Raw genomic sequence first — 19,759 nt, forward strand, 5'->3', positions numbered from 1 at the left:
TGAAACACCGTCGTCGCCAGCACGCTGCCTCCCACATGGAGCGTCACGGCAATTGCTCCGCAGGTGTCTTCCTGACCCGGAACCACGCCGCATACAGCGCCGGCAGGAACAGCAGGGTCAGCGCGGTGGCGACGATCAGGCCGCCCATGATGGCCACGGCCATCGGGCCGAAGAACAGGCTGCGTGACAGCGGAATCATCGCCAGCACCGCCGCCAGCGCAGTCAGCACGATGGGCCGGAAGCGGCGCACCGTGGCTTCAATGATGGCCTGCCACTGATCCAGCCCCGCAGCGATGTCCTGTTCGATCTGATCGACCAGAATCACCGAGTTGCGCATGATCATCCCCGACAGCGCAATGGTCCCCAGCATCGCCACGAAGCCGAACGGCTGGTTGAAGATAAGCAGGAACAGCGTTACACCAATCAGCCCCAACGGCGCGGTGATGAAGACCATGAACATGCGCGAGAAACTGCGCAGCTGAATCATCAGCAAGGTCAGCACCACGACGATGAACAGCGGCACCCCGGCATTCACCGAATTCTGCCCGCGAGCGGAATCCTCCACCGTGCCGCCCACTTCCAGCAGGTAACCGTCCGGCAATTCGCTGCGCACCTGTTCAAGGGTCGGCAGGATCTGCTGCACCAGCGTCGCCGGTTGCTGCTTGCCATAGATATCGGCGCGCACCGTGACGCTGGGCAAGCGATTGCGATGCCAGATCACGCCTTCCTCAAAGCCGTATTCCAGGGTGGCGACCTGCGACAACGCGACATTGGTGCCGTGCTGGGTGGCAATCGCCAGGCTCGACAGCGCGCCGAGCTGCTCGCGCTCGTCACGGGTGCCGCGCAGCAGGATTTCGATCAGCTCGTCATCCTCGCGAAACTGGCTGACGCTGGAACCGGTGAGCGAGTTGCGCAGTAACGTCGAGAGGTCCGCCGTGGTGACCCCAAGCGCCCGCGCCCGGTCCTGATCGATGTTCAGATGCACGACCTTGCTGGGTTCTTCCCAATCCAGGTGCACATTGGACACATGCGGATTCTCCCGCACCTTATCCTGCACCTTGCGCGCCAGCGCCCGTACCACCTCGATGTGCTCGCCGGTGACCCGGAACTGCACCGGGTAGCCCACCGGCGGGCCATTCTCCAGGCGCGTGACTCGCGAACGCAGGGTCGGGAATTGCTCGTTCAGGTGCGAGATCAGCCAGCTGCGCAACGCCTCGCGGTCTTCGATGCTTTTGGTCAGCACCACAAACTGGGCAAAGCTGGCGGCAGGCAGTTGCTGGTCCAGCGGCAGGTAGAAACGCGGCGAGCCGGTGCCGACATAAGCCACGTAATTGTCGATGCCCGGATGATCCTTGAGCATCTGCTCCAGGCGCTTGACCTGTTCGGCCGTATTGGTCAGCGACGAACCTTCGGCCAGCTTGAGGTCCACCATCAGCTCCAGACGCCCCGAGGCCGGAAAGAACTGCTGCGGCACGAAGCGGAACATCAGCACCGACAGCACGAACAGCGCCACGGTGGCGACGATCACGGTCTTGCGGCGCCGCACGCACCACTCCACCACGCCGCGCACGCGGGTGTAGAACGGCGTGCCGTAAGGGTCCGGTGCGGCGTTGCCATGTTTTTGTGCGTGAAGCTTGGCCAGATCCGGCAGCAACCGGTCACCGAGGTACGGCACGAACATCACCGCGACTATCCACGAAGCAATCAGCGCCAGGGTCACCACCTGGAAGATCGAGCGGGTGTATTCGCCGGTGCTGGACAATGCCGTGGCAATAGGCAGAAAGCCCGCGGCGGTGATCAGCGTACCGGTCAGCATCGGAAACGCGGTGCTGGTCCAGGCGAAGCTGGCCGCCTTGAGCCGGTCGTAGCCCTGCTCCATCTTGATCGCCATCATTTCCACGGCGATGATCGCGTCGTCCACCAGCAACCCCAGGGCCAGCACCAGCGCACCAAGGGAAATCTTGTGCAGGCCGATACCCAGGAAATACATGGCGGCGAAGGTCATGGCCAACACCAGCGGAATCGCCAGCGCCACCACCATGCCGGTACGCACGCCCAGGGAAAAGAAGCTGACCAGCAGCACGATCACCAGCGCTTCGGCCAGCACCCGGACGAACTCACCCACGCCGGTTTTCACCGCAGCGGGTTGGTCCGACACTTTGCGCAGCTCCATGCCGGCCGGCAGGTTCTTTTGCAGGCGAGCGAACTCGGCTTCCAGCGCCCGGCCGAGGATCAGAATGTCGCCGCCCTCTTTCATCGCGACCGCCAGACCGATGGCTTCCTCGTCCATGAAACGCATGCGCGGCGCGGGCGGATCGTTGAAACCGCGGTGCACGTCCGCCAGATCGCCAATGCGCAGCGTGCGGTCGCCGACGCGGATCGGAAAGCTGCGGATCTCTTCCACCGTCTGGAACCGTCCACTGACTCGCAGTTGCACCCGCTCGCTGGCGGTCTCGAAGAAGCTCGCCGAACTCACCGCGTTCTGCGCTTCGAGCGCCTGCTGCACTTCCTGCAACGGCAGGCCGAGGGTCGCCAGCTTGACGTTGGACAGCTCGATCCAGATCTTCTCGTCCTGCAGACCGATCAGCTCGACCTTGCCGACGTCCTTGACCCGTTGCAGCTGAATCTGGATGCGGTCGGCGTAGTCCTTGAGCACTGCGTAATCGAAGCCCTGCCCGGTCAGTGCGTAGATATTGCCGAAGGTGGTGCCGAATTCATCGTTGAAAAACGGCCCTTGCACGCCAGGCGGCAAGGTGTGGCGGATGTCGCCGACTTTCTTGCGGATCTGATACCAGAGCTCAGGCAAATAGGCGGAGAAGATCGAATCCCGGGCAACGAAGGTCACGGTCGACTCGCCGGGTCGGGAAAACGAAGCAATGCGCTCGTATTCGCCGGTTTCCATGAGTTTTTTCTCGATTCGATCGGTGACCTGCCGCGCCACCTCTTCGGCGCTGGCGCCAGGCCACAGCGTGCGGATGACCATCGCCTTGAAGGTAAAGGGCGGGTCTTCGCTTTGCCCAAGCTTGGTGTAGGAAAGCGCGCCGACGATAGCCAGCACGATCATCAGGTACAGCACCACGGAGCGGTGACGCAGCGCCCACTCGGAAAGATTGAAGTGCATCGCGCCTACTCCTTGGCAGCCAGTTTCACGACACGGTTGCTGCGATCCACCGGGCGAATCTGCTCGCCCTCGCGCAACACATGCACGCCGGCCGCGACCACCCAGTCCGTGGCGCTCAGTCCTTCCAGCACCGGCACCGATTCCTGGCCGTATGGCCCCAACTGGACCGGCACGCGCTTGAGCGTGCTGTCGGGGTTGACCCGCCAGACATAGCTCACGCCCTGCTCTGCGGTGACTGCGGAAAGGGGCACCGCCAACGGTACCGCATGTTCAGCAGCGATGAAGACCCGGGCACTCTGGCCCAGTTCGGCGGGCGCCTGAGCGCTGGCAAAGGCGATGCGGGCGGCAAAGGTGCGCGAGCGTGGGTCGGCGGCCGGCGACAATTCGCGAATGCGCCCGGGCAAGCGCTGGCCCTGTTGCGTCCACAGCTCGACCGCCACCGGCTGGCCAATCTTGAAACGGGTGAAATTCTGTTCCGGCAGGCTGATGGACACTTCACGCTCGCCATCGGCGGCCAGGGTGAAGACCGTCTGGCCGGCGGCGACCACCTGGCCGACTTCGACGCTGCGCTTGGCGATCACGCCATTCTGCGGCGCGCGCAGCACCGTGTAGCTGGTCTGGTTGCTGGCGACGCTGAGTTCAGCCTTGATCTGCTGCAACCGTGCTTCGCCCGAGCGATACAGGTTCTCGGCGTTATCGTACTGCGAGCGACTGACCATCTGCCGGTCCAGCAGCGCCTTGTAGCGATCCCGCTCGGAGCGCACCAGTTGCAGGTTGGCCTGGGCCGCTGCGACCTGAGCACGAGTCGCTTCCAGTTGCATACGCACGTCCTGGGCATCGAGTTCGGCCAGCGGTTGATCCGCCTTGACCCGCTCGCCCTCCTCGACCAGCCGTCGGCTGACCTTGCCGGCAATACGAAACGCCAGTTGCGGCTCGAACCGGGCGCGGACTTCGCCAGGGTAGCTGTCCATGGCCTGAGAAGCGGGCACCGGCTGCACCACCATGGCCGGACGGATCACGACCGGCGCCGCTACCTCCTGACCACAGGCGGCTAGCAAAGAAACCAGACACACGGGCAGAACGAGGGACGAGGCATGGCGCAACATGATGTGACCTTCGTGAAATCGGGCTTGGAATATTTGTACCGGCGAGTATATTAAAAATTACCAAACCCACCAGTACATTATTCAGGACACGATGCCCGATCAATCATTGCCGAGCGGCCCAGGCCGCCCAAAGGACCTGGAAAAGCGCAAAGCGATTCTGGAATCCGCCAAGAATCTGTTCATCCGTCAGGGATACGCCAGCACCAGCATGGATGCCATCGCCAGTGAAGCCGGCGTATCGAAGCTCACGGTCTACAACCACTTCACCGACAAGGAGACGCTGTTTTCCGCCGCCGTGGTTGCACGCTGCGAAGAGCAGATGCCTGCGCTGTTCCTGCCGCTGGACGAGAGCCTGCCCGTCGAGGATGTGCTGCTGGACATCGCTCGGGCGTTCCAGGCGCTGACCAACAGTCCCGAGTCCCTCGAACTGCATCGACTGATGGTGACGCTGGGCACTCAGGACCCGAAGCTATCGATGATCTTTTTCGAGGCCGGGCCGGCGCGCATCATTGGTGAGATGGAACGGCTGCTGGGTCGTCTGGCACAACGCGGCGAGCTACGCTTCGCCTCAGCCAGAACCGCCGCCGAGCACTTTCTGATTCTGGTCAAGGGCGTGTGCAATTTCCGGCTGATGGTCGGTTGCGGTGAGCTGCCGGACCAGGCCAGCGCCGAGCGTCATGTGCGCGAGGTCGTCGAGTTGTTCATCCGTGCCTACCGGGCCTGACGATCACTCCGCTGCCTTGGGCTTGAGTGCTTTCTTGGGGTAGATGTCGTAACGGCTGGACTTGCCGTCCAGCACATGACTCGGCTTGGGTCCGTCAATGCATGGCGCCTTGCGCGGGCGCTTGACTACCACCCGGTGCGTGGCCAGCGCCAGCGCGGCTTGCAGCAAGGCCGGTGCGTCCATGTCATCGCCCACCAGCGGGCGGAACAGGCGCATCTCTTTCTTGACCAGAGCAGTCTTCTCGCGATGCGGAAACATCGGGTCGAGGTAGATCACCTGCGGCGGTTCCCCTGCCCAGGCGCGGATCAGCTCGATGGAATTGCCGGTGAGCAGACGCATCTGGGAGATGATCGCGCCCACCTCGCTGTCGTGGCGGCCGCGGGCCAAACCATCTTCCAGCAACGCGGCAATGATCGGCTGACGTTCGATCAGGCTCATTTCACAGCCCAGGCTCGCCAGCACGAAGGCATCCTTGCCCAGCCCGGCCGTGGCATCCAGCACCCGTGGACGAACACCGGGCTGGACGCCGACCGCCTTGGCGATCATCTGCCCGCTGCCGCCGCCGAACAGGCGCCGATGCGCCACCGCACCCTCGACGAAATCCACCCGCACCGGGCCTGGCGCGTCATCGCCCAGCTGCTGCAACTGCAAGCCGGCGTCGGTCACCTGCAGGGCGAAATCGGCCTGATCGTCGACCAGCGGCAGACCCAGGCGCTGCGCCCAGCCTGCGGCCTGTTCCTCTGCGCCGACGGCCAGGGTCTCGACCCGGATGCGACTGCCTGATTGCTGCTCACTCATGGATACACACGCCCAAAAAATTGTTAATGATCGGCGCAAGCTGCCGATAAAGAAGTATCCGGTATTTTGCCAGACCCAGGGTCGGTACTGATCACCATGTCAGACATTGTTCAATCATCCGTCGGCTACCTGTCTCACGCAGGCGACTACAGCATCCGCAACAGCCGCACCCTGGGTGGTGTGACTCAGCTGTGGTCGGATGCTTTCGCGCGCGCGATGGCCGAGCAGATCGGTGATGGAACCCAAGTATCGGCCCAACCGGCAATGGCTGATGAGGTGGATGTCGAGACCGGCGAGCCGGTGGCCGGCGCCAAAACGTTGAGCCAGATTGTCGAGCAACGCAGTTGCCCGGTCACCGACACCGAGGTCAAACCGCCGGAGCCGTTGTTCCTGCCGATCGCCGAATTCGAACTGGACCTGCTGCCGCCTCCGGCCGAACCGTTCAGCATGAGCGAACTGATCGAACAACAACGCTCTCTGGAATTCGAAAGCCATTGGGTTCGCCCCACCGTGCTGAACCCTTATGACGACAGCGTCAATCCGGGTCCAGGCCCGCATCCGCGTCCGTTGCACCTGCCGATTGCCGAATTCGAGTGGGAGCTGGCCGACAAGCCGGCTCTGCCGCTGGATGAGAAAACCATTGCTTCCCAGCAGCGCGCCTTTGACTACGACGTCATCTGGGCACGTCCGCTGATCGCGCAAAACCTGCGCCTGGCCGCTTAACGGCAGACCTGCCAGCGCCCCATGTCTAAGTGAAAATGGTTGCGATGCGCGGCGTTATATTCCGGCCCAAGCACGGTGCTGAACTGCTTGCACGCCCCGTCGCGCACTTCCTTGAGAAAACGCCCCTTCTCGCCGTTGTCATCCCAATCCTTGAGCACGCTGATCCGCTGCCCGTCGGCCAGGCGAAAGCCGGCGATGTCCAGTGCGTTGGCGCTGGCGTGCTGGCTTAATCGACTGTTGGCCCGGTTATAGACGTTGCGGCAGGCAAAACTGCCCAGGTGGTCGATCCGCGCGACGCGCTGGCCGAATACCGCCTGCGCGGCGGGCTGCAAGGTATGGAGATCGAACAACACGTAGGCTACCGCCAACGGGCAACTGGCCAAAAAGCTGCTGCTGAGCGCGACCTCGCCGCCCTGGACCCGCAACGTGTTTTGCAGCGGGCATTTGGCGGACGCAGCGCTGTCGGCCTGACGACTGAAGCGCAGTCGGGACGAGGCCAAAACCTGATCGCACAGCGTCGGGTCATTCTGCAGGCGTGACAGCTTGAACGGCGTCAGCAGGTTGGGTTCGGCCCGCACATCCAGCGGCGCCCAAGGGTTCCATTGTGGCGGAACCTCGATCCAGCCACGCCAGATCGCTGCGGCGACGCCTGCGCACACCAGCAGCAACAGCAGAAATCCTCGCATCCTCAACCCTTGAACAGATCATTCAGCCGGTCAAAAGGCAGCGCCTGCCCGGCGTAGTTGAAGGTGCCATAGTTGCGGATCTCCTCGGCGGCCAGGTACAAACCGCCCAATGCCGCTCGCGCCAGAGACGAGCCGACGCTGATACGCTTGACGCCGCATTCGGCCAGTTCTGCGACCGTCAGGGTCACGCCGCCCAGCCCCATCAGCACGTTGACCGGCTTGGGCGCGACGGCCCGGACCACGGCGATCACCTCTTCACGAGTGCGCAGGCCCGGCGCGTAGAGCACGTCGGCACCGGCTTGGGCGTAGGCTTCCAGGCGCCGCAGCGTATCGTCGAGGTCCAGGCGGCCATTGAGCAGGTTTTCCGCGCGCGCCGTGAGCAGGAACGGAAACGGCAGGCCGCGCACCGCCGCTGCCGTCGCCCGGACGCGCTCCACCGACAGCTCGAAATCATAGATGGGCTTGTCCGGCTGCCCGGTGGCGTCCTCGATGGAGGCGCCGACAATCCCGGTCGCCACCGCCTTGAGCAGGTTGTCGGCGCAATCCTCGGGGCTGTCGGCAAAGCCGTTTTCCAGGTCGGCCGCGACCGGCAGGCCGCTGGCAGCGACAATGGCGGCGACGTTGCCCAGGGTTTCATCACGGCTGATCGCGCCTTGCGCATCGGGGCGGCCCAGGCTGAACGCCAGCCCGGCGCTGGTGGTCGCCAGCGCCTCGAAACCCAGCGAGGCCAGCAGCTTCGCCGAGCCTGCGTCCCACGGGTTGGGAATCACGAAAGCGCCTTCCCGCTCGTGCAGAGCCTTGAAGGTTTGGGCGCGAAGAAGTTGTTGCGAGTCCATGCGTATTCTCCGAGATCGTGGGTAAAGCACCGGGTGAGCCCTATAAACCCACACCTACCGACCTCAGAGCAAGCCCAGTTGCTCCACCTGCGGACCATGATCCAGTTCGAACAGCGGCGGCAGGCCGGGCAAACGCGCCATCAAAAGCGCATGAAAGCGTTGTGCCTGGGCCGGGGCCAGGTGGTTGTCGGGCGTATGCAGGAACACATAAGGCGTGCGGCCTTCTTCGATCCACTGCGCGACCTTCTCGACCCACTGCACCAGAAATGTTTCGTTGGCGGCCAGATCCGGGCCGCCGATGAAGCGCACTTGAGGGAATTGGCTCAATGCGGCGGGACGCACCGGAAGTCTGGGCTTCTTCGACTGGGCGTGAAGTACAGCGGGGTCACTTGAAACGCAGCTGAACAATGGGCGGGAATCGAGGCAGACACGTTCGACGCCGCGATCCAGCAGCAGGCGGTTCAGCGCACGCTCATGCTCGCCTTTTTCAAAGAACGACTCATGCCGCACTTCCACGGCCAAGGGCAACTGCAGTTCATCGATAAAGCCGGCCAGCTCGGCCAGACGGTCCGGTGTGAATGCACGCGACAGTTGCAGCCAGTACGGCGTCACGCGCTCGCCCAACGGCGCCAACAGGCGCACGAACTCTTCTGCGGCCGGAATGTTCAGGCGCAGATCACCCTCGTGGCTGATGTCATTAGGGAACTTGGCGGTAAAACGAAAACCGGCAGGCATGACCTCGGCCCATTTCTGCACGGTGGCAGGTTTGGGACGGGCGTAATGGGTGGTGTTGCCTTCCACGGCGTTGAACACTTGGGCATACAGGCTCAGAAAGTCGCCTGAGCGCGCATCGGCGGGATAGAACGAGTCACGCCAGTTGTCGTCTCTCCATGACGGACAACCGAGGAAGTACGGAAGGCTAGACATGTTCAGACGTGAAGATCGAGCCCCGATACTTCAAGATCCCAATCGACGAAACTGGCGGTGGTCAGGTAGCTGGCCAGTGCAGTCGCAACGCGGGTACTCATCGAGCGCGGGAAGATGATGTCTTGCGGACGTGCAGGCACGTTGGCGGTGTTGCCAATCTGAGCGTCGCCGGACTCGCGGCGGGCAGCCTGAGGCAGCGGAGGGAGTTCCGCATCGTTTTCGATTTCCTCGAAAGTGCCGTCGACCGTGGCCGGGCTCTTCTGAGGCTTTCGCTTGATGGGGTAGGAGCGGTTAGTAGGTCCGTCTATGCGCATCGCTTGTACTCGGCGTCTTGTAGTGGCAATTTAACGTCACTGATCAGGAATCCGCAAATGCCCGAACGATAACTAGACCACACATATTGCAAAATGTTTGGACCGCCGAGCGCCATCGATCATTTAGGCGATGAAAGGTAGATGGCAAATTGACGCTTTCTCGCAGACCGCCAGATCCGTGGCGTGCCATCACCGTGCCTTGGGCGTGGCGACCTTGTCCCGCAGGTAAACCGGTTGCGCGTCGTCGGCAGGCACCGCTTCGCCACGATTCCAGGCAAACGTGGCAAGGGTCAGCAGGTCCTGGGCGTGTGGCAACAGGCTGGCATCAAAGGCAGACGGTTTCACCGGAATGCGTTCGGCGTAACCCCAACCGGTTCCGGAACCGAACCATTCGCCCGCCGCATCCAGCGGCAGGCCGGCCTGTTCGGGCGGCATAACCGCTTCGTTGCCGATCAGGCGCATCTCACCAACGGACTCGCGGTAGCAACCCCAATACACTTCATCCATGCGCGCATCGATGGCGCTGGCCACCTGGCTGGCGCCGTGCTCACGAAAGGCGCGTTGCGCCAACACAGCCAGGTTCGACACCGGCAGTACCGGCCGCTCCAGCGCAAACGCCAGGCCCTGCACCACACCGATGGCAATGCGCACGCCGGTGAACGCGCCCGGACCACGACCAAAGGCAATGGCGTCGAGCGCCGACATGCCGATACCCGCCTCGGCCAGGATGCTCTTGATCATGGGCAACAGCCGCTGGGCATGCAGGCGCGGGATCACCTCGTAGTGGCTCAGCACGTTGCCGTCATGCAGCAAAGCGACCGAGCAGGCTTCAGTGGCGGTGTCCAGGGCCAGCAAGGTGGTCATCGATGTATCCGTCGTGATTGAAAAAAGTGACGCAGTATAAATGACAAATGGCCCGCAAGCGGGCCATTGTCGAACAATACGCTGGCCTTAACTCAGGGCAGCGAGCACCTTGGCGGTGATGGTCTCGACCGAACCCACGCCTGCAATGTGGCTGCACTTGGGCTTGCCGTTCTTGCGGCTCAGTTCGCTGTAGAACTCGACCAGCGGCTTGGTCTGCGAATGGTAGACCGACAGGCGATGACGCACGGTTTCTTCGACGTCGTCCTTGCGCTGTACCAGCGGCTCGCCGGTGACATCGTCCAGGCCTTCCTTCTTCGGCGGATTGTGCTGCACGTGGTAGATACGACCCGAACCTTCGTGAACACGGCGACCGGACATGCGCTGGACGATTTCTTCGTCGTCGACGGCGATTTCCAGTACGTGGTCGATCTCCAGACCCGCTTTCAACAGGGCTTCGGCCTGTGGAATGGTGCGTGGGAAACCGTCGAACAGTACGCCGTTGACGCAATCGGGCTGAGCCAGACGGTCTTTGATCAGGCCGATGATCAGGTCGTCGGACACCAGGCCGCCGGCGTCCATGACGCTCTTGGCTTTGAGACCCAGTTCAGTGCCAGCCTTGACGGCCGCGCGCAGCATGTCGCCTGTCGATACTTGCGGGATGCCAAATTTTTCAGTGATGAATTTTGCCTGAGTACCTTTACCGGCCCCGGGAGCTCCCAGCAGAATCACGCGCATCGTCATGCTCCTCAAACTTTTTTTATGGACATAATCGGATTCGCCGCTTGGCCAATCTAAAAAATGAATCAGGCCAATAGGCCAAAAGGCTGACCAAGATACACAGCCGACACAGGCCGCACAAGACGCCAAAAGTCGCACCACACAGGTGATGCGCCGAGGGTTTGCGGCGGTCGGACCAGGCAAGCGGTTTGAGCAGGCTAGCCTGCAAACTTTGCCCTCGCCGCCGTCCGTGGCAAATTTGCCCCGGACAGCGACGCAGCCCTGCAATCAGCCGGTGTTGCGCAGCCCGGCGGCGATGCCCGCCACCGACACCAGCAGGGCCAGTTCCAGAGGGCTGTCGAGGTTCGCTTCGCGATTCCGTGAGCGAGCCAACAGCTCGGCCTGGAGCAGATGCAGCGGGTCCAGGTAGGTGTTGCGCAGGCTGATGAATTCCAGGGTCGCAGGGCTGTGCGCCAACAGGCGGTCCTGCCCGGTCAGGCCCAGCACCACGTCGCACGCCTGCGACAATAGGTCGCGCAGATGTGCACCCAAATGTTGCAGCTGCGGCGTGACCAGACGTTCGTCGTAGAGCCGGGCGATGTCGGCATCGGCCTTGGCCAGGACCATTTCCAGCATATCGATGCGAGTGCGGAAGAACGGCCACTGCTCGCGCATCTGCCCCAGCAGCGCACCCTCATTGCGCTCCAGCGCCTTGCTCAACGCCGTTTCCCAGCCGAGCCAGGCCGGCAGCATCAGCCGCGTCTGGGTCCAGGCGAAAATCCACGGAATCGCCCGCAGGCTCTCGACGCCGCCCTCGCGGCGCTTGGCCGGACGACTGCCCAGCGGCAAGCGTCCCAGCTCCTGTTCAGGTGTGGCCTGCCGGAAATACTCGACGAATTCGGGGTGTTCACGGACCACGGCACGGTAGGCGCCCACCCCGTCGGCGGCCAGCTGGTCCATCATCCTGCGCCAGGAAGGCTGTGGTGGCGGTGGCGGCAGCAAGGTCGCCTCCAGCACGGCGGCCAGGTAAAGGTTGAGGTTCTGCTCGGCGATGTCCGGCAGGCCGAATTTGAACCGGATCATTTCGCCCTGCTCGGTGGTGCGGAAACGCCCGGCCACCGAACCCGGCGGCTGGGACAGAATCGCCGCGTGGGCCGGGCCGCCACCGCGGCCGACCGTGCCGCCGCGCCCGTGGAACAGCACCAGCTCCACTTGCTGCTCGCGGCAGATTTCCACCAGCCGCTCCTGAGCACGATACTGCGCCCAGGCCGCGGCGGTGGTGCCGGCGTCCTTGGCCGAATCCGAATAGCCGATCATCACTTCCTGCGGACCCTGCAAACGCGCGCGATAGCCGGGCAGCGCCAGCAATTGCTCCATCACCGGCCCGGCATTGTCGAGGTCGGCCAGGGTTTCGAACAGCGGCACCACACGCATCGGCCGCAGCAGCCCGGCCTCCTTGAGCAGCAGCTGGACGGCAAGCACGTCCGAAGCCGCGCCGGCCATGGAGATCACGTAGGAACCCAGCGACGCGGCGGGTGCCGCCGCCACTTCGCGACAGGTCGCCAGTACTTCGGCGGTATCGGCGGCAGGCTGGAAATGCGCCGGCAGCAAGGGCCTGCGGTTGTTCAGTTCGCGCAGCAGGAAGTCGACACGTGTCGGTTCGTCCCATTGGTCGTAACGGCCCAGGCCCAGGTAATCAGTGATTTCACTCATGGCCGCGCTGTGACGGGTCGAGTCCTGGCGCACGTCGAGACGGGCCAGGAACAGGCCGAAGGTCACCGCCCGGCGAATGCAGTCCAGCAACGGCCCGTCGGCGATCACGCCCATGCCGCATTCGTGCAGGGACTGGTAGCAGAGCATCAGCGGGTCCAACAGCTCGCGGTTGTCTTGCAACACTGTCTGCGTCAGCGGTTGTGGCGCGGCCAGAGAGTCGTTGGCCCAGCTGCGTGTGGCCCGCAATCGCTCACGCAGGCGCTTGAGTTCGGCACGATAAGGTTCGGCGCTTTCGCCGACGCTGGCGCGCAGCGCGTCATTGGCCTGCTGCATGGAAAGCTCGGCGGCCAGATTGTCGACGTCGCGCAGGTAAAGATCGGCGGCCATCCAGCGTGCCAGCAACAAGACTTCGCGAGTCACCGCCGCGGTCACGTTAGGGTTGCCGTCCCGGTCGCCGCCCATCCATGAAGCAAAGCGAATCGGCGCCGCTTCCAGCGGCAGGTGCAGACCGGTGGCGGCCTGCAATGCCTGATCGGCCTTGCGCAGATAACCTGGGATTGCGTGCCACAGCGAATGCTCGATGACCGCAAAACCCCATTTGGCCTCATCCACCGGCGTGGGTCGGGTGCGACGGATTTCCTCGGTGTGCCAGGCTTCGGCGATCAGGCGCTGCAAACGTGCGGTGATCTGCTGGCGTTCGAGGCTGTTGAGGTCACGGTGGTCAAGGGCCGCAAGCTGGGCGGCGATGGCGTCGTATTTTTGGATCAGCGTGCGTCGGGCTACTTCGGTGGGGTGCGCGGTCAGCACCAGTTCGATATCGAGTTTGCCCAATTGCCGGGCCAGCGCATCGGACGAGTGACCAGCGGCCTTGAGACGGTCCAGCAACTCGGGCAGAACACGGGATTCGAACGGCAACGACTGAGCGTCGTCGCGACGGCGCATGAGCTGATACTGCTCGGCGATATTGGCCAGGTTGAGGAATTGATTGAACGCCCGCGCCACGGGCAACAGCTCATCGTCCTGGAGGCTGTCCAGGCTTGAACTCAATTGCTCGGCACCTTGCGCCGAGCCACGCCTGCCCGCCTTGGCGCCTTTGCGGATGCGCTCGATCTTGTCGAGGAATCCGGCGCCGCGCTGTGCGCTGATCGTGTTGCCCAACAGTTCACCCAGCAGATGAACGTCCTCACGCAACCGCGCATCGATATCGGCCATGGATCCTTCTCCGTTTTTTGTTGTTGGGTCGCGCCCGTTCGCGGACTGGTCCGCTCCCACTTGCAGCCTGCACATCACCACGACTGAACCGGTGATTGCAAACCCGTTCTACTCAACAGTGCAGCAAAAAAGCAATGCAACGACAAATCCCGATACCGACACATCGCGTCTAATCTGATGCGTGAGCTTCACAAAGGCTCACGAATCGAACAGACCCGCCATGAGCGAGTAAACGAAGAGGTCCATATGAAAATCCGCGAGCTGGCCCAACACTGGGAACGCAATGCCACGGGACGCCTGACTCAGACGCAATACGCCATCCATCTCGACCTGGAATCCGCTGCCCGCCTGGCCGCACTCTGCGATATGTACCCCAAGCATCACCCTGAAGAGCTGCTCGGCGAACTGATCGGCTCGGCCCTTGAAGAACTCGAAGCGAGCTTTCCCTACGTCAAGGGCCAGCATGTGATCGCCACCGATGAGGAAGGTGATCCGCTGTACGAAGACGTCGGAGCAACACCACGTTTCCTTGCGTTATCGAAACGCTATCTCCATGAATTGTCCGAAAAGGAAGACGCCTCCGCAGGCTGATTTACAGTTGCCCATAGCGTTTGTCCTACAGCGTGGCCCGCCCAGCCGTCTATGCGGGCCCTGTGCGTTTTCGTGTCAATGCGCCAGCGTCAGATTCACGCCTGGTTCGAAAAGGCCGGAAAAATGCGATCCACATTCGAATGAACTATTCAAAAAAGCGGCAGGTCGGAGTTTTTAACCATTACAGCGAAGCCCGCGCGACGTCAGAGGCCTCTACCCTGAGCCGGCGAGCCAAAAAGAATGACTGTCATGGATAACCTCGTTTGGAGTCAGACAATGGAGTTGATCACGATGAACACCCCTACTGCCAACACCAAGTTCAAAGGCCTGCGCGGACTGAAACTGGCCGCGCTGGCTCTGGGTAGCACCTTCATCCTCGCCGGTTGCGCAGGTAATCCGCCGACCGAGCAGTACGCGGTCACCCAGTCTGCGGTCAACAGCGCCGTCAGCGCGGGCGGTACCGAGTTCGCCGCGGTGGAAACCAAGTCGGCTCAGGACAAACTCAAGCAGGCTGAGCTGGCCATGCAGGAAAAGCATTACGACGAAGCGCGCAGGCTGGCCGAACAGGCTGAGTGGGACGCTCGTGTAGCCGAGCGCAAGGCGCAGGCGGCCAAGGCTGACAAAGCCGTGCAGGACGCCCGTCAGGGTGTCAACGAACTACGTGAGGAAGGCCTGCGTCAGGTGCAGTAAGCACCCCGGCCTACGTTTTTCATGCATTGGTAATTGATTAAAAGGACGACCCTATTATGCGCAAACACATTATGATCCCTGCCATGCTGGCCATGAGCGTTGCCCTGGCTGCCTGTGCCACCAAGCCGAATCCAAACCTGGAGCAGGCGCGCAGCAACTTCACTGCCCTGCAGACCAACCCCGAATCCACCAAAGTCGCGGCGCTTGAAACCAAAGACGCCAGCGAGTGGCTGGACAAGGCCGACAAGGCGTTCCGCGACAAGGAAAACGAAGCCAAGGTTGACCAGCTGGCTTATCTGACCAACCAGCGCATCGAGCTGGCCAAGCAGACCATCAACCTGCGCACCTCCGAAGCCCAGCTGCAGAACGCTTCGGCAGACCGCGCCAAGGCCCGTCTGGAAGCCCGTGACGCGCAGATCGCTGCGTTGAAGAACAGCCTGAACGCCAAGCAGACCGAACGCGGCACCATGGTCACCTTTGGCGACGTGCTGTTCGACTACAACAAGGCTGAACTCAAGCCGGGCGCCCAGGGCGACATCGGCAAGCTGTCCGCTTTCCTTCAGGAAAACCCTGATCGCAAGGTGATCGTCGAAGGCTATACCGACAGCACCGGTTCCGCGGCTTACAACCAGACCTTGTCCGAGCGCCGCGCCAATTCGGTACGCGCCGCACTGGTACGCCAGGGCGTAGACCCGGCCCGTATCGTGGCCCAGGGCTACGGCAAGGAATTCCCGGTTGCCGACAACACCAGCAACTCCGGTCGCGCCATGAACCGTCGTGTGGAAGTCACCATCTCCAACGACAACCAGCCGGTCGCACCGCGTTCGTCGATGCAGTAATCGACTGACGGCTACACCCAGGCCCCACCTGTGTCATGCAGGTGGGGCTTTTTTGCGCCACGGGTCAGAGGAACTGTCTTGCGATGACCTGTGGGAGCGAGCTTGCTCGCGAATACGGAATTCCAGACGACAACTATGCGGTGGCTGCACCGGCCGCTTCGCGAACAAGCGGAACGCCGCCCGGTCCGCTCCTACAAGGTTGGCGTCGTGCCTGTAGCGGACCGGTGCAAAACGTGTGGGAGAGAGCGTAGCTCGCGACGGGGCCTGTATGTCCGACGCTTATCGAGCGCCTGACAGTCAGCCGTCGCGAGCAGACGCTCCCTCCCACAGAGACCAACCGTTAGCCGGGTGAGAAGCTAAAGGCAGTTGGCTCCGTCCACGTAATCAAACGCGCCTGACCGCCCTACCCCGCACACCTCACCACCTGCTTGCGCCCATTGACCAGCACACCCGACAAGCCCTTTTGCCTGGTATCGAACAGCACCAGCACGCCGTCGATGCACTGGGCCGTTTCGGCGGCGGGGGTCAGGCTGGCGCGGTAGTCTTCGCCGGGAACGGTCTTGAGCAACGTGAACTGGTTCAGTTGCAGGGCGTCCTCCGGTTTGGCGAAGTGCAGGTAGCCGTAGTACCACAGGCAGCCGACGGTACCGATGATGGTGCCGATGCCGGTAAGGATCATAGGAATGAGGTTGCGTTCTTCGGTCATGGAGTGGCTCGATGTCGGTTCGGTGAACGGTAGCAGCGCGCTTGCCCGCGACCTTGTGCTGGCAAGACCGCATCGCGGGCAGACGCGCTGCTACGGCTTCGGGTAATTCGGCACCTCGGCCAGTCGCCGTAGGCCGTTGAAATGCTGCGGGTCTTCCAGGTAGCGCAGCATCACCTGACGCCAGGTCGGGTCGGAAAAGGTTTGCACATGTCCGCCCCGCGTCAGTTGCAGGACGCGGGGCGGCGGTGCTGCCTGGTACAGCCGGATGCCGTTATCCATCGGCACCAGCGTGTCGTCCATGCTCTGGAAGATCAGCGTGGGCGTGCCTGCCAGCCGCGAAAGACCGTTGAGCGCGCTGTCGTCGTCCGGAATCAGCCAGGACAGCGGCGTTTTCAACGGCCAGGTGAGCCACGAAGTGCCCAGCGTATAGCGGGCGACATCTCGATAACTGGCCGGTGTTCCATCCAGAATCAGCGCCTTGAGGCTGGCGCGTTGCTGCGGATGCTGCGCCAGGTAATGCACCGCCAGCGCGCCGCCGATGCTCTGCCCCAGCACCACCAGCGGCTTGCTCTGAACATCGGGCGAGGTAGCCAGCCAGTCGAACGCTGCCTGAATGTCCTGATAGATCGCTGGCAGGCTCGGCTCGCCCTCGGACAGGCCGTAGCCGCGATAATCCAGCAACAGCACCTGATAACCCTGTTCCGGCAACCACCAGCTGCCGCCCAGATGCCAGGACAGATTGCCGCCATTGCCGTGCAGGTGCAGCACCGTCCCCTTGACCGGCACGCCGGCCTTGGCCGGCAGCCACCAGCCGTGCAGGCGGGTGCCGTCGGCGGCGGTCAGGTTCACGTCACGGTATTCGAGACGGGCCTTGTCCGGCGTGAACGGCAGGCCGGATTCGGGGTAGAACAGCATCGAGCTGCAGCCGGTGAGGCTGAGAAACAAGGTCAGGATACCGAGCAGCTTCAAAGAACGTTCCTTGGTTGGATGCTGATTATCGTGGGAGCGGACCGGGCGGCGAAGCGAATTGAATTGTCTGGTCTGACGCTTCGCCAGCAAGACGGATCGCCGCCCGCTGGCTCCTACAGGGACAGGGCCGGTATTGGCATACAGATTCATCGTCTAGAGAATATTGGAATAATCCGCTTCGATCCGGTCCAGGCTCAGGTGATTGAGGAAGTTGGAGAAGCACATCCAGGCCGACAAGGCGTTCATGTCGCGGAACTGGTCGGGCAGGTATTTGGGTGCAACCACCAGGCCTTCATCCACCAGCTGGCGCAGGGTGCGCATGTCCTCCAGCGTGGTCTTGCCGCAGAACAGCAACGGAACCTGTTCGAGCTTGCCCTTGCGCACGGCCAACTGAATATAGTTGTAAACCATGATGAAGCCCTTGAGGTAGGACAAGTCCTTGGTGAATGGCAGGCCGTTAGGCACCGAGCCACGGAACACGCGACTGGCGTTGCCGTAGCTTTCCGGCATGCCGAAGCCTTGCTCACGATAGAACTCGAACACTTGCAGGAAATCGGCGCCCTCCTCTGCCATGTGGATGGCGCGCGTGCGGTTGGTCAGCTTGCGCAGGCGGCTGGGGTAGGACGCGAAGGCGATGACTTCCATCAGGATCGCCAGCCCTTCCTGGGTCACGGTCGACGACGGCGGGCCTTTGGACAGGAAGGTGCAGATCGGCTGATTCTGACCATTGAGCGTGGTGCCGACGTGCACCAGCCCTTCATGGACTTCCAGCGCCCGCACGTCACGCTCGTTGAACATCGCGTCGCTGCGGATCTTGATGTAGTCGGCACCGGCCGCCGCGTCGGCGACGATCCCGTCGGACTCGAACACCCGAATCGTTTCTTCGGCCTCGCCAAAGGTACGATTCAGGCGGCTTTGCAACATCGCCACCGCATCCTTGGCGGTCAGCTCCTTGGCTTCGTCCTTGAGGTCGCCACGCCCGGCAATATTGTTCAGGTAATCGGACAGCATCAGGCCCAGGTCGGCCAGGGTCGGATCGCCGGCATGGAAAGCATCGGACGCCGCGCCGTACAGCTCCTGGGAAATCAATCCGAAATCCGGAGTGCCGCGCGCTTCGAGCATGCGCACCACCATGCGGTATTCCTTGCACATGCGGCGCATGATCTGCCCGACCGGGTTGAACTGCCCCAGTTGCCGGGTGATATCACGCTCGATGTTCTGGAATTCCTGCTTGAGGTCGCTGGAATCAAAGCCCAGCGGGCGGTTCGCGTAGTACGCGCGGTCCACGGCGGGCAGCGCCTTGCCCTTGGCGGCGAGGAACTCGTTGCGCACGTTCTCGTCCCATTTCACCGCATCCAGTACCCGAATCGGCGTCTGCGCCGCGACGATCCGGTCCGATAAAGTACGAATAGTCTGCTGGTACTCGTCCACCCGGTACTCCTTGGGTTATTTGGCGACGCGCGGATCACGCGCCACAACGGGGCGACCGCCGGTCACCCTTGAGCACGCTGAGGCGTACCCAGCACCAGCCGCAGCTGGCGCGTGAGAATACTCAATATCTCGGCATCGGCCTGATGATCAGGGCCGTGCAGCAGGCCCTGATATTCCATCCGGCGGATGAGCCCCGTCAACACCTGCGCGTCCTGATCGGGCTGCGACGAGCCGATCACCTGGAAAAACTGGCAGCTGCCCTGCAGGAGAATCTCCTGATGAGCCATGACCAATGGCGCCAGCCTGGGGTTGATCAGCGCCTCCTGATGGAAGGCATGTTCGGCCATCAGGTAGTCGCGACGGGTCTGGAGTTGATGGCGGATGTATTCCATGACCATCTGCGCGATGTCGTCGGCCAGGCGAAAACGGTCGGCCGGGTTGCCGGAATTGCCACGCAACATATCGAGCAGGATGACTTCGGTGTTCTGCCACAGCTTGGCCATGTAGGCCGCGCTGCGCTGCACGTACTGGGCAAAGGCATCGGTGAGCAGGTCATCGATGTCCTTGAAATAATAGGTGGTGGCCGACAGCGGCACACCGGCTTCGGCGGCGACGGCCCGGTGGCGCACGCCGCGAACTCCGTCGCGAACCACGATGCGCATGGCGGCATCGAGAATCTGCTGGCGACGCTGTTCACTGCCTTCACGGCTGGCCTTGCGGCCTTGATACCTGACACTCCTGGCCACCGCCGTGGCAACGCCGGCAGCGCCTTCTTGCGCGATTTTCACGACC

19 protein-coding genes are annotated in these 19,759 nt (G+C 62.6%); 5 read left to right on the top strand and 14 right to left on the bottom strand.

Annotated features, from left to right (window positions below; genetic code table 11):
• Positions 1 to 43: 43 nt before the first annotated feature.
• Together EGJ27_RS09025 and EGJ27_RS09030 are read right to left on the bottom strand one after the other, a co-directional pair.
• Positions 44 to 3,121, bottom strand: a complete 3,078-nt coding sequence (locus tag EGJ27_RS09025; RefSeq protein WP_125830383.1) for an efflux RND transporter permease subunit — start codon at positions 3,119 to 3,121, stop codon at positions 44 to 46.
• Between the two features lie 5 nt (positions 3,122 to 3,126).
• A complete protein-coding gene (locus EGJ27_RS09030) occupies positions 3,127 to 4,227 on the bottom strand; it encodes an efflux RND transporter periplasmic adaptor subunit (protein WP_125830384.1) in 1,101 nt (366 codons plus the stop codon).
• Positions 4,228 to 4,318: 91 nt separating this feature from the next.
• Between EGJ27_RS09030 and EGJ27_RS09035 the strand changes: the two genes are divergently transcribed.
• Positions 4,319 to 4,951, top strand: coding sequence for a TetR/AcrR family transcriptional regulator (locus EGJ27_RS09035; protein ID WP_125830385.1), 633 nt, complete (start codon positions 4,319 to 4,321; stop codon positions 4,949 to 4,951).
• Between the two features lie 3 nt (positions 4,952 to 4,954).
• On the opposite strand, the gene EGJ27_RS09040 is transcribed toward EGJ27_RS09035, so the two are convergent.
• Positions 4,955 to 5,749, bottom strand: a complete 795-nt coding sequence (locus EGJ27_RS09040; RefSeq protein ID WP_125830386.1) for a class I SAM-dependent methyltransferase — start codon at positions 5,747 to 5,749, stop codon at positions 4,955 to 4,957.
• A 96-nt stretch (positions 5,750 to 5,845) separates the two neighbouring features.
• Between EGJ27_RS09040 and EGJ27_RS09045 the strand changes: the two genes are divergently transcribed.
• Entirely contained in the window at positions 5,846 to 6,472 is a 627-nt protein-coding gene (locus EGJ27_RS09045) for an energy transducer TonB (RefSeq protein ID WP_125830387.1), read from the top strand.
• On the opposite strand, the gene EGJ27_RS09050 is transcribed toward EGJ27_RS09045, so the two are convergent.
• The 7 genes from EGJ27_RS09050 to ppc all read right to left on the bottom strand — a co-directional run bounded on the left by EGJ27_RS09050 (position 6,469) and on the right by ppc (position 13,741).
• Positions 6,469 to 7,158 carry an extensin family protein gene (locus EGJ27_RS09050; RefSeq protein ID WP_125830388.1) on the bottom strand — a complete coding sequence of 230 codons (690 nt, stop codon included), beginning with the start codon at positions 7,156 to 7,158 and terminating at the stop codon, positions 6,469 to 6,471. The two genes, EGJ27_RS09045 and EGJ27_RS09050, sit on opposite strands and share 4 nt — an antisense overlap.
• 2 nt (positions 7,159 to 7,160) lie before the next feature.
• Complete coding sequence (locus tag EGJ27_RS09055) at positions 7,161 to 7,994, bottom strand: oxaloacetate decarboxylase (RefSeq protein ID WP_125830389.1); 834 nt, start codon at positions 7,992 to 7,994, stop codon at positions 7,161 to 7,163.
• A gap of 63 nt (positions 7,995 to 8,057) precedes the next feature.
• Positions 8,058 to 8,921 carry a DUF72 domain-containing protein gene (locus EGJ27_RS09060; RefSeq protein ID WP_125830390.1) on the bottom strand — a complete coding sequence of 288 codons (864 nt, stop codon included), beginning with the start codon at positions 8,919 to 8,921 and terminating at the stop codon, positions 8,058 to 8,060.
• Between the two features lie 2 nt (positions 8,922 to 8,923).
• Complete coding sequence (locus tag EGJ27_RS09065) at positions 8,924 to 9,235, bottom strand: hypothetical protein (protein WP_125830391.1); 312 nt, start codon at positions 9,233 to 9,235, stop codon at positions 8,924 to 8,926.
• A gap of 189 nt (positions 9,236 to 9,424) precedes the next feature.
• A complete protein-coding gene (gene tsaB, locus EGJ27_RS09070; RefSeq protein WP_125830392.1) occupies positions 9,425 to 10,099 on the bottom strand; it encodes a tRNA (adenosine(37)-N6)-threonylcarbamoyltransferase complex dimerization subunit type 1 TsaB in 675 nt (224 codons plus the stop codon).
• 87 nt (positions 10,100 to 10,186) lie between these two features.
• Positions 10,187 to 10,834 carry an adenylate kinase gene (gene adk / locus EGJ27_RS09075; RefSeq protein ID WP_125830393.1) on the bottom strand — a complete coding sequence of 216 codons (648 nt, stop codon included), beginning with the start codon at positions 10,832 to 10,834 and terminating at the stop codon, positions 10,187 to 10,189.
• Positions 10,835 to 11,104: 270 nt separating this feature from the next.
• Positions 11,105 to 13,741 carry a phosphoenolpyruvate carboxylase gene (gene ppc, locus EGJ27_RS09085; protein WP_125830395.1) on the bottom strand — a complete coding sequence of 879 codons (2,637 nt, stop codon included), beginning with the start codon at positions 13,739 to 13,741 and terminating at the stop codon, positions 11,105 to 11,107.
• A 246-nt stretch (positions 13,742 to 13,987) separates the two neighbouring features.
• Here ppc and EGJ27_RS09090 point away from each other — a divergent pair, with 246 nt between their 5' ends.
• The 3 genes from EGJ27_RS09090 (at position 13,988) to EGJ27_RS09100 (ending at position 15,861) form a co-directional block, all read left to right on the top strand.
• Positions 13,988 to 14,332, top strand: a complete 345-nt coding sequence (locus EGJ27_RS09090) for a pilin assembly protein (protein ID WP_125830717.1) — start codon at positions 13,988 to 13,990, stop codon at positions 14,330 to 14,332.
• Between the two features lie 276 nt (positions 14,333 to 14,608).
• Positions 14,609 to 15,022: a DUF4398 domain-containing protein gene (locus EGJ27_RS09095; protein ID WP_125830396.1), complete on the top strand. Its 414-nt coding sequence runs from the start codon at positions 14,609 to 14,611 to the stop codon at positions 15,020 to 15,022.
• Positions 15,023 to 15,078: 56 nt separating this feature from the next.
• Complete coding sequence (locus EGJ27_RS09100) at positions 15,079 to 15,861, top strand: OmpA family protein (RefSeq protein WP_125830397.1); 783 nt, start codon at positions 15,079 to 15,081, stop codon at positions 15,859 to 15,861.
• A gap of 403 nt (positions 15,862 to 16,264) precedes the next feature.
• Here EGJ27_RS09100 and EGJ27_RS09105 read toward each other — a convergent pair whose 3' ends face one another.
• The 4 genes from EGJ27_RS09105 to EGJ27_RS09120 all read right to left on the bottom strand — a co-directional run bounded on the left by EGJ27_RS09105 (position 16,265) and on the right by EGJ27_RS09120 (position 19,755).
• Entirely contained in the window at positions 16,265 to 16,567 is a 303-nt protein-coding gene (locus EGJ27_RS09105) for a hypothetical protein (protein ID WP_125830398.1), read from the bottom strand.
• Between the two features lie 90 nt (positions 16,568 to 16,657).
• The gene (locus EGJ27_RS09110; protein WP_125830399.1) at positions 16,658 to 17,536 is read right to left on the bottom strand and encodes an alpha/beta hydrolase; all 879 of its coding nucleotides are present in this window, start codon (positions 17,534 to 17,536) and stop codon (positions 16,658 to 16,660) included.
• Between the two features lie 153 nt (positions 17,537 to 17,689).
• Positions 17,690 to 18,967, bottom strand: coding sequence for a flavohemoglobin expression-modulating QEGLA motif protein (locus EGJ27_RS09115; RefSeq protein WP_125830400.1), 1,278 nt, complete (start codon positions 18,965 to 18,967; stop codon positions 17,690 to 17,692).
• Positions 18,968 to 19,029: 62 nt separating this feature from the next.
• Positions 19,030 to 19,755 carry a TetR/AcrR family transcriptional regulator gene (locus EGJ27_RS09120; RefSeq protein ID WP_125830401.1) on the bottom strand — a complete coding sequence of 242 codons (726 nt, stop codon included), beginning with the start codon at positions 19,753 to 19,755 and terminating at the stop codon, positions 19,030 to 19,032.
• Between the last annotated feature and the right edge of the window lie 4 nt (positions 19,756 to 19,759).

It is taken from the genome of Pseudomonas sp. v388 (genome assembly GCF_003935425.1).
Classification (GTDB): Bacteria; Pseudomonadota; Gammaproteobacteria; order Pseudomonadales; family Pseudomonadaceae; genus Aquipseudomonas.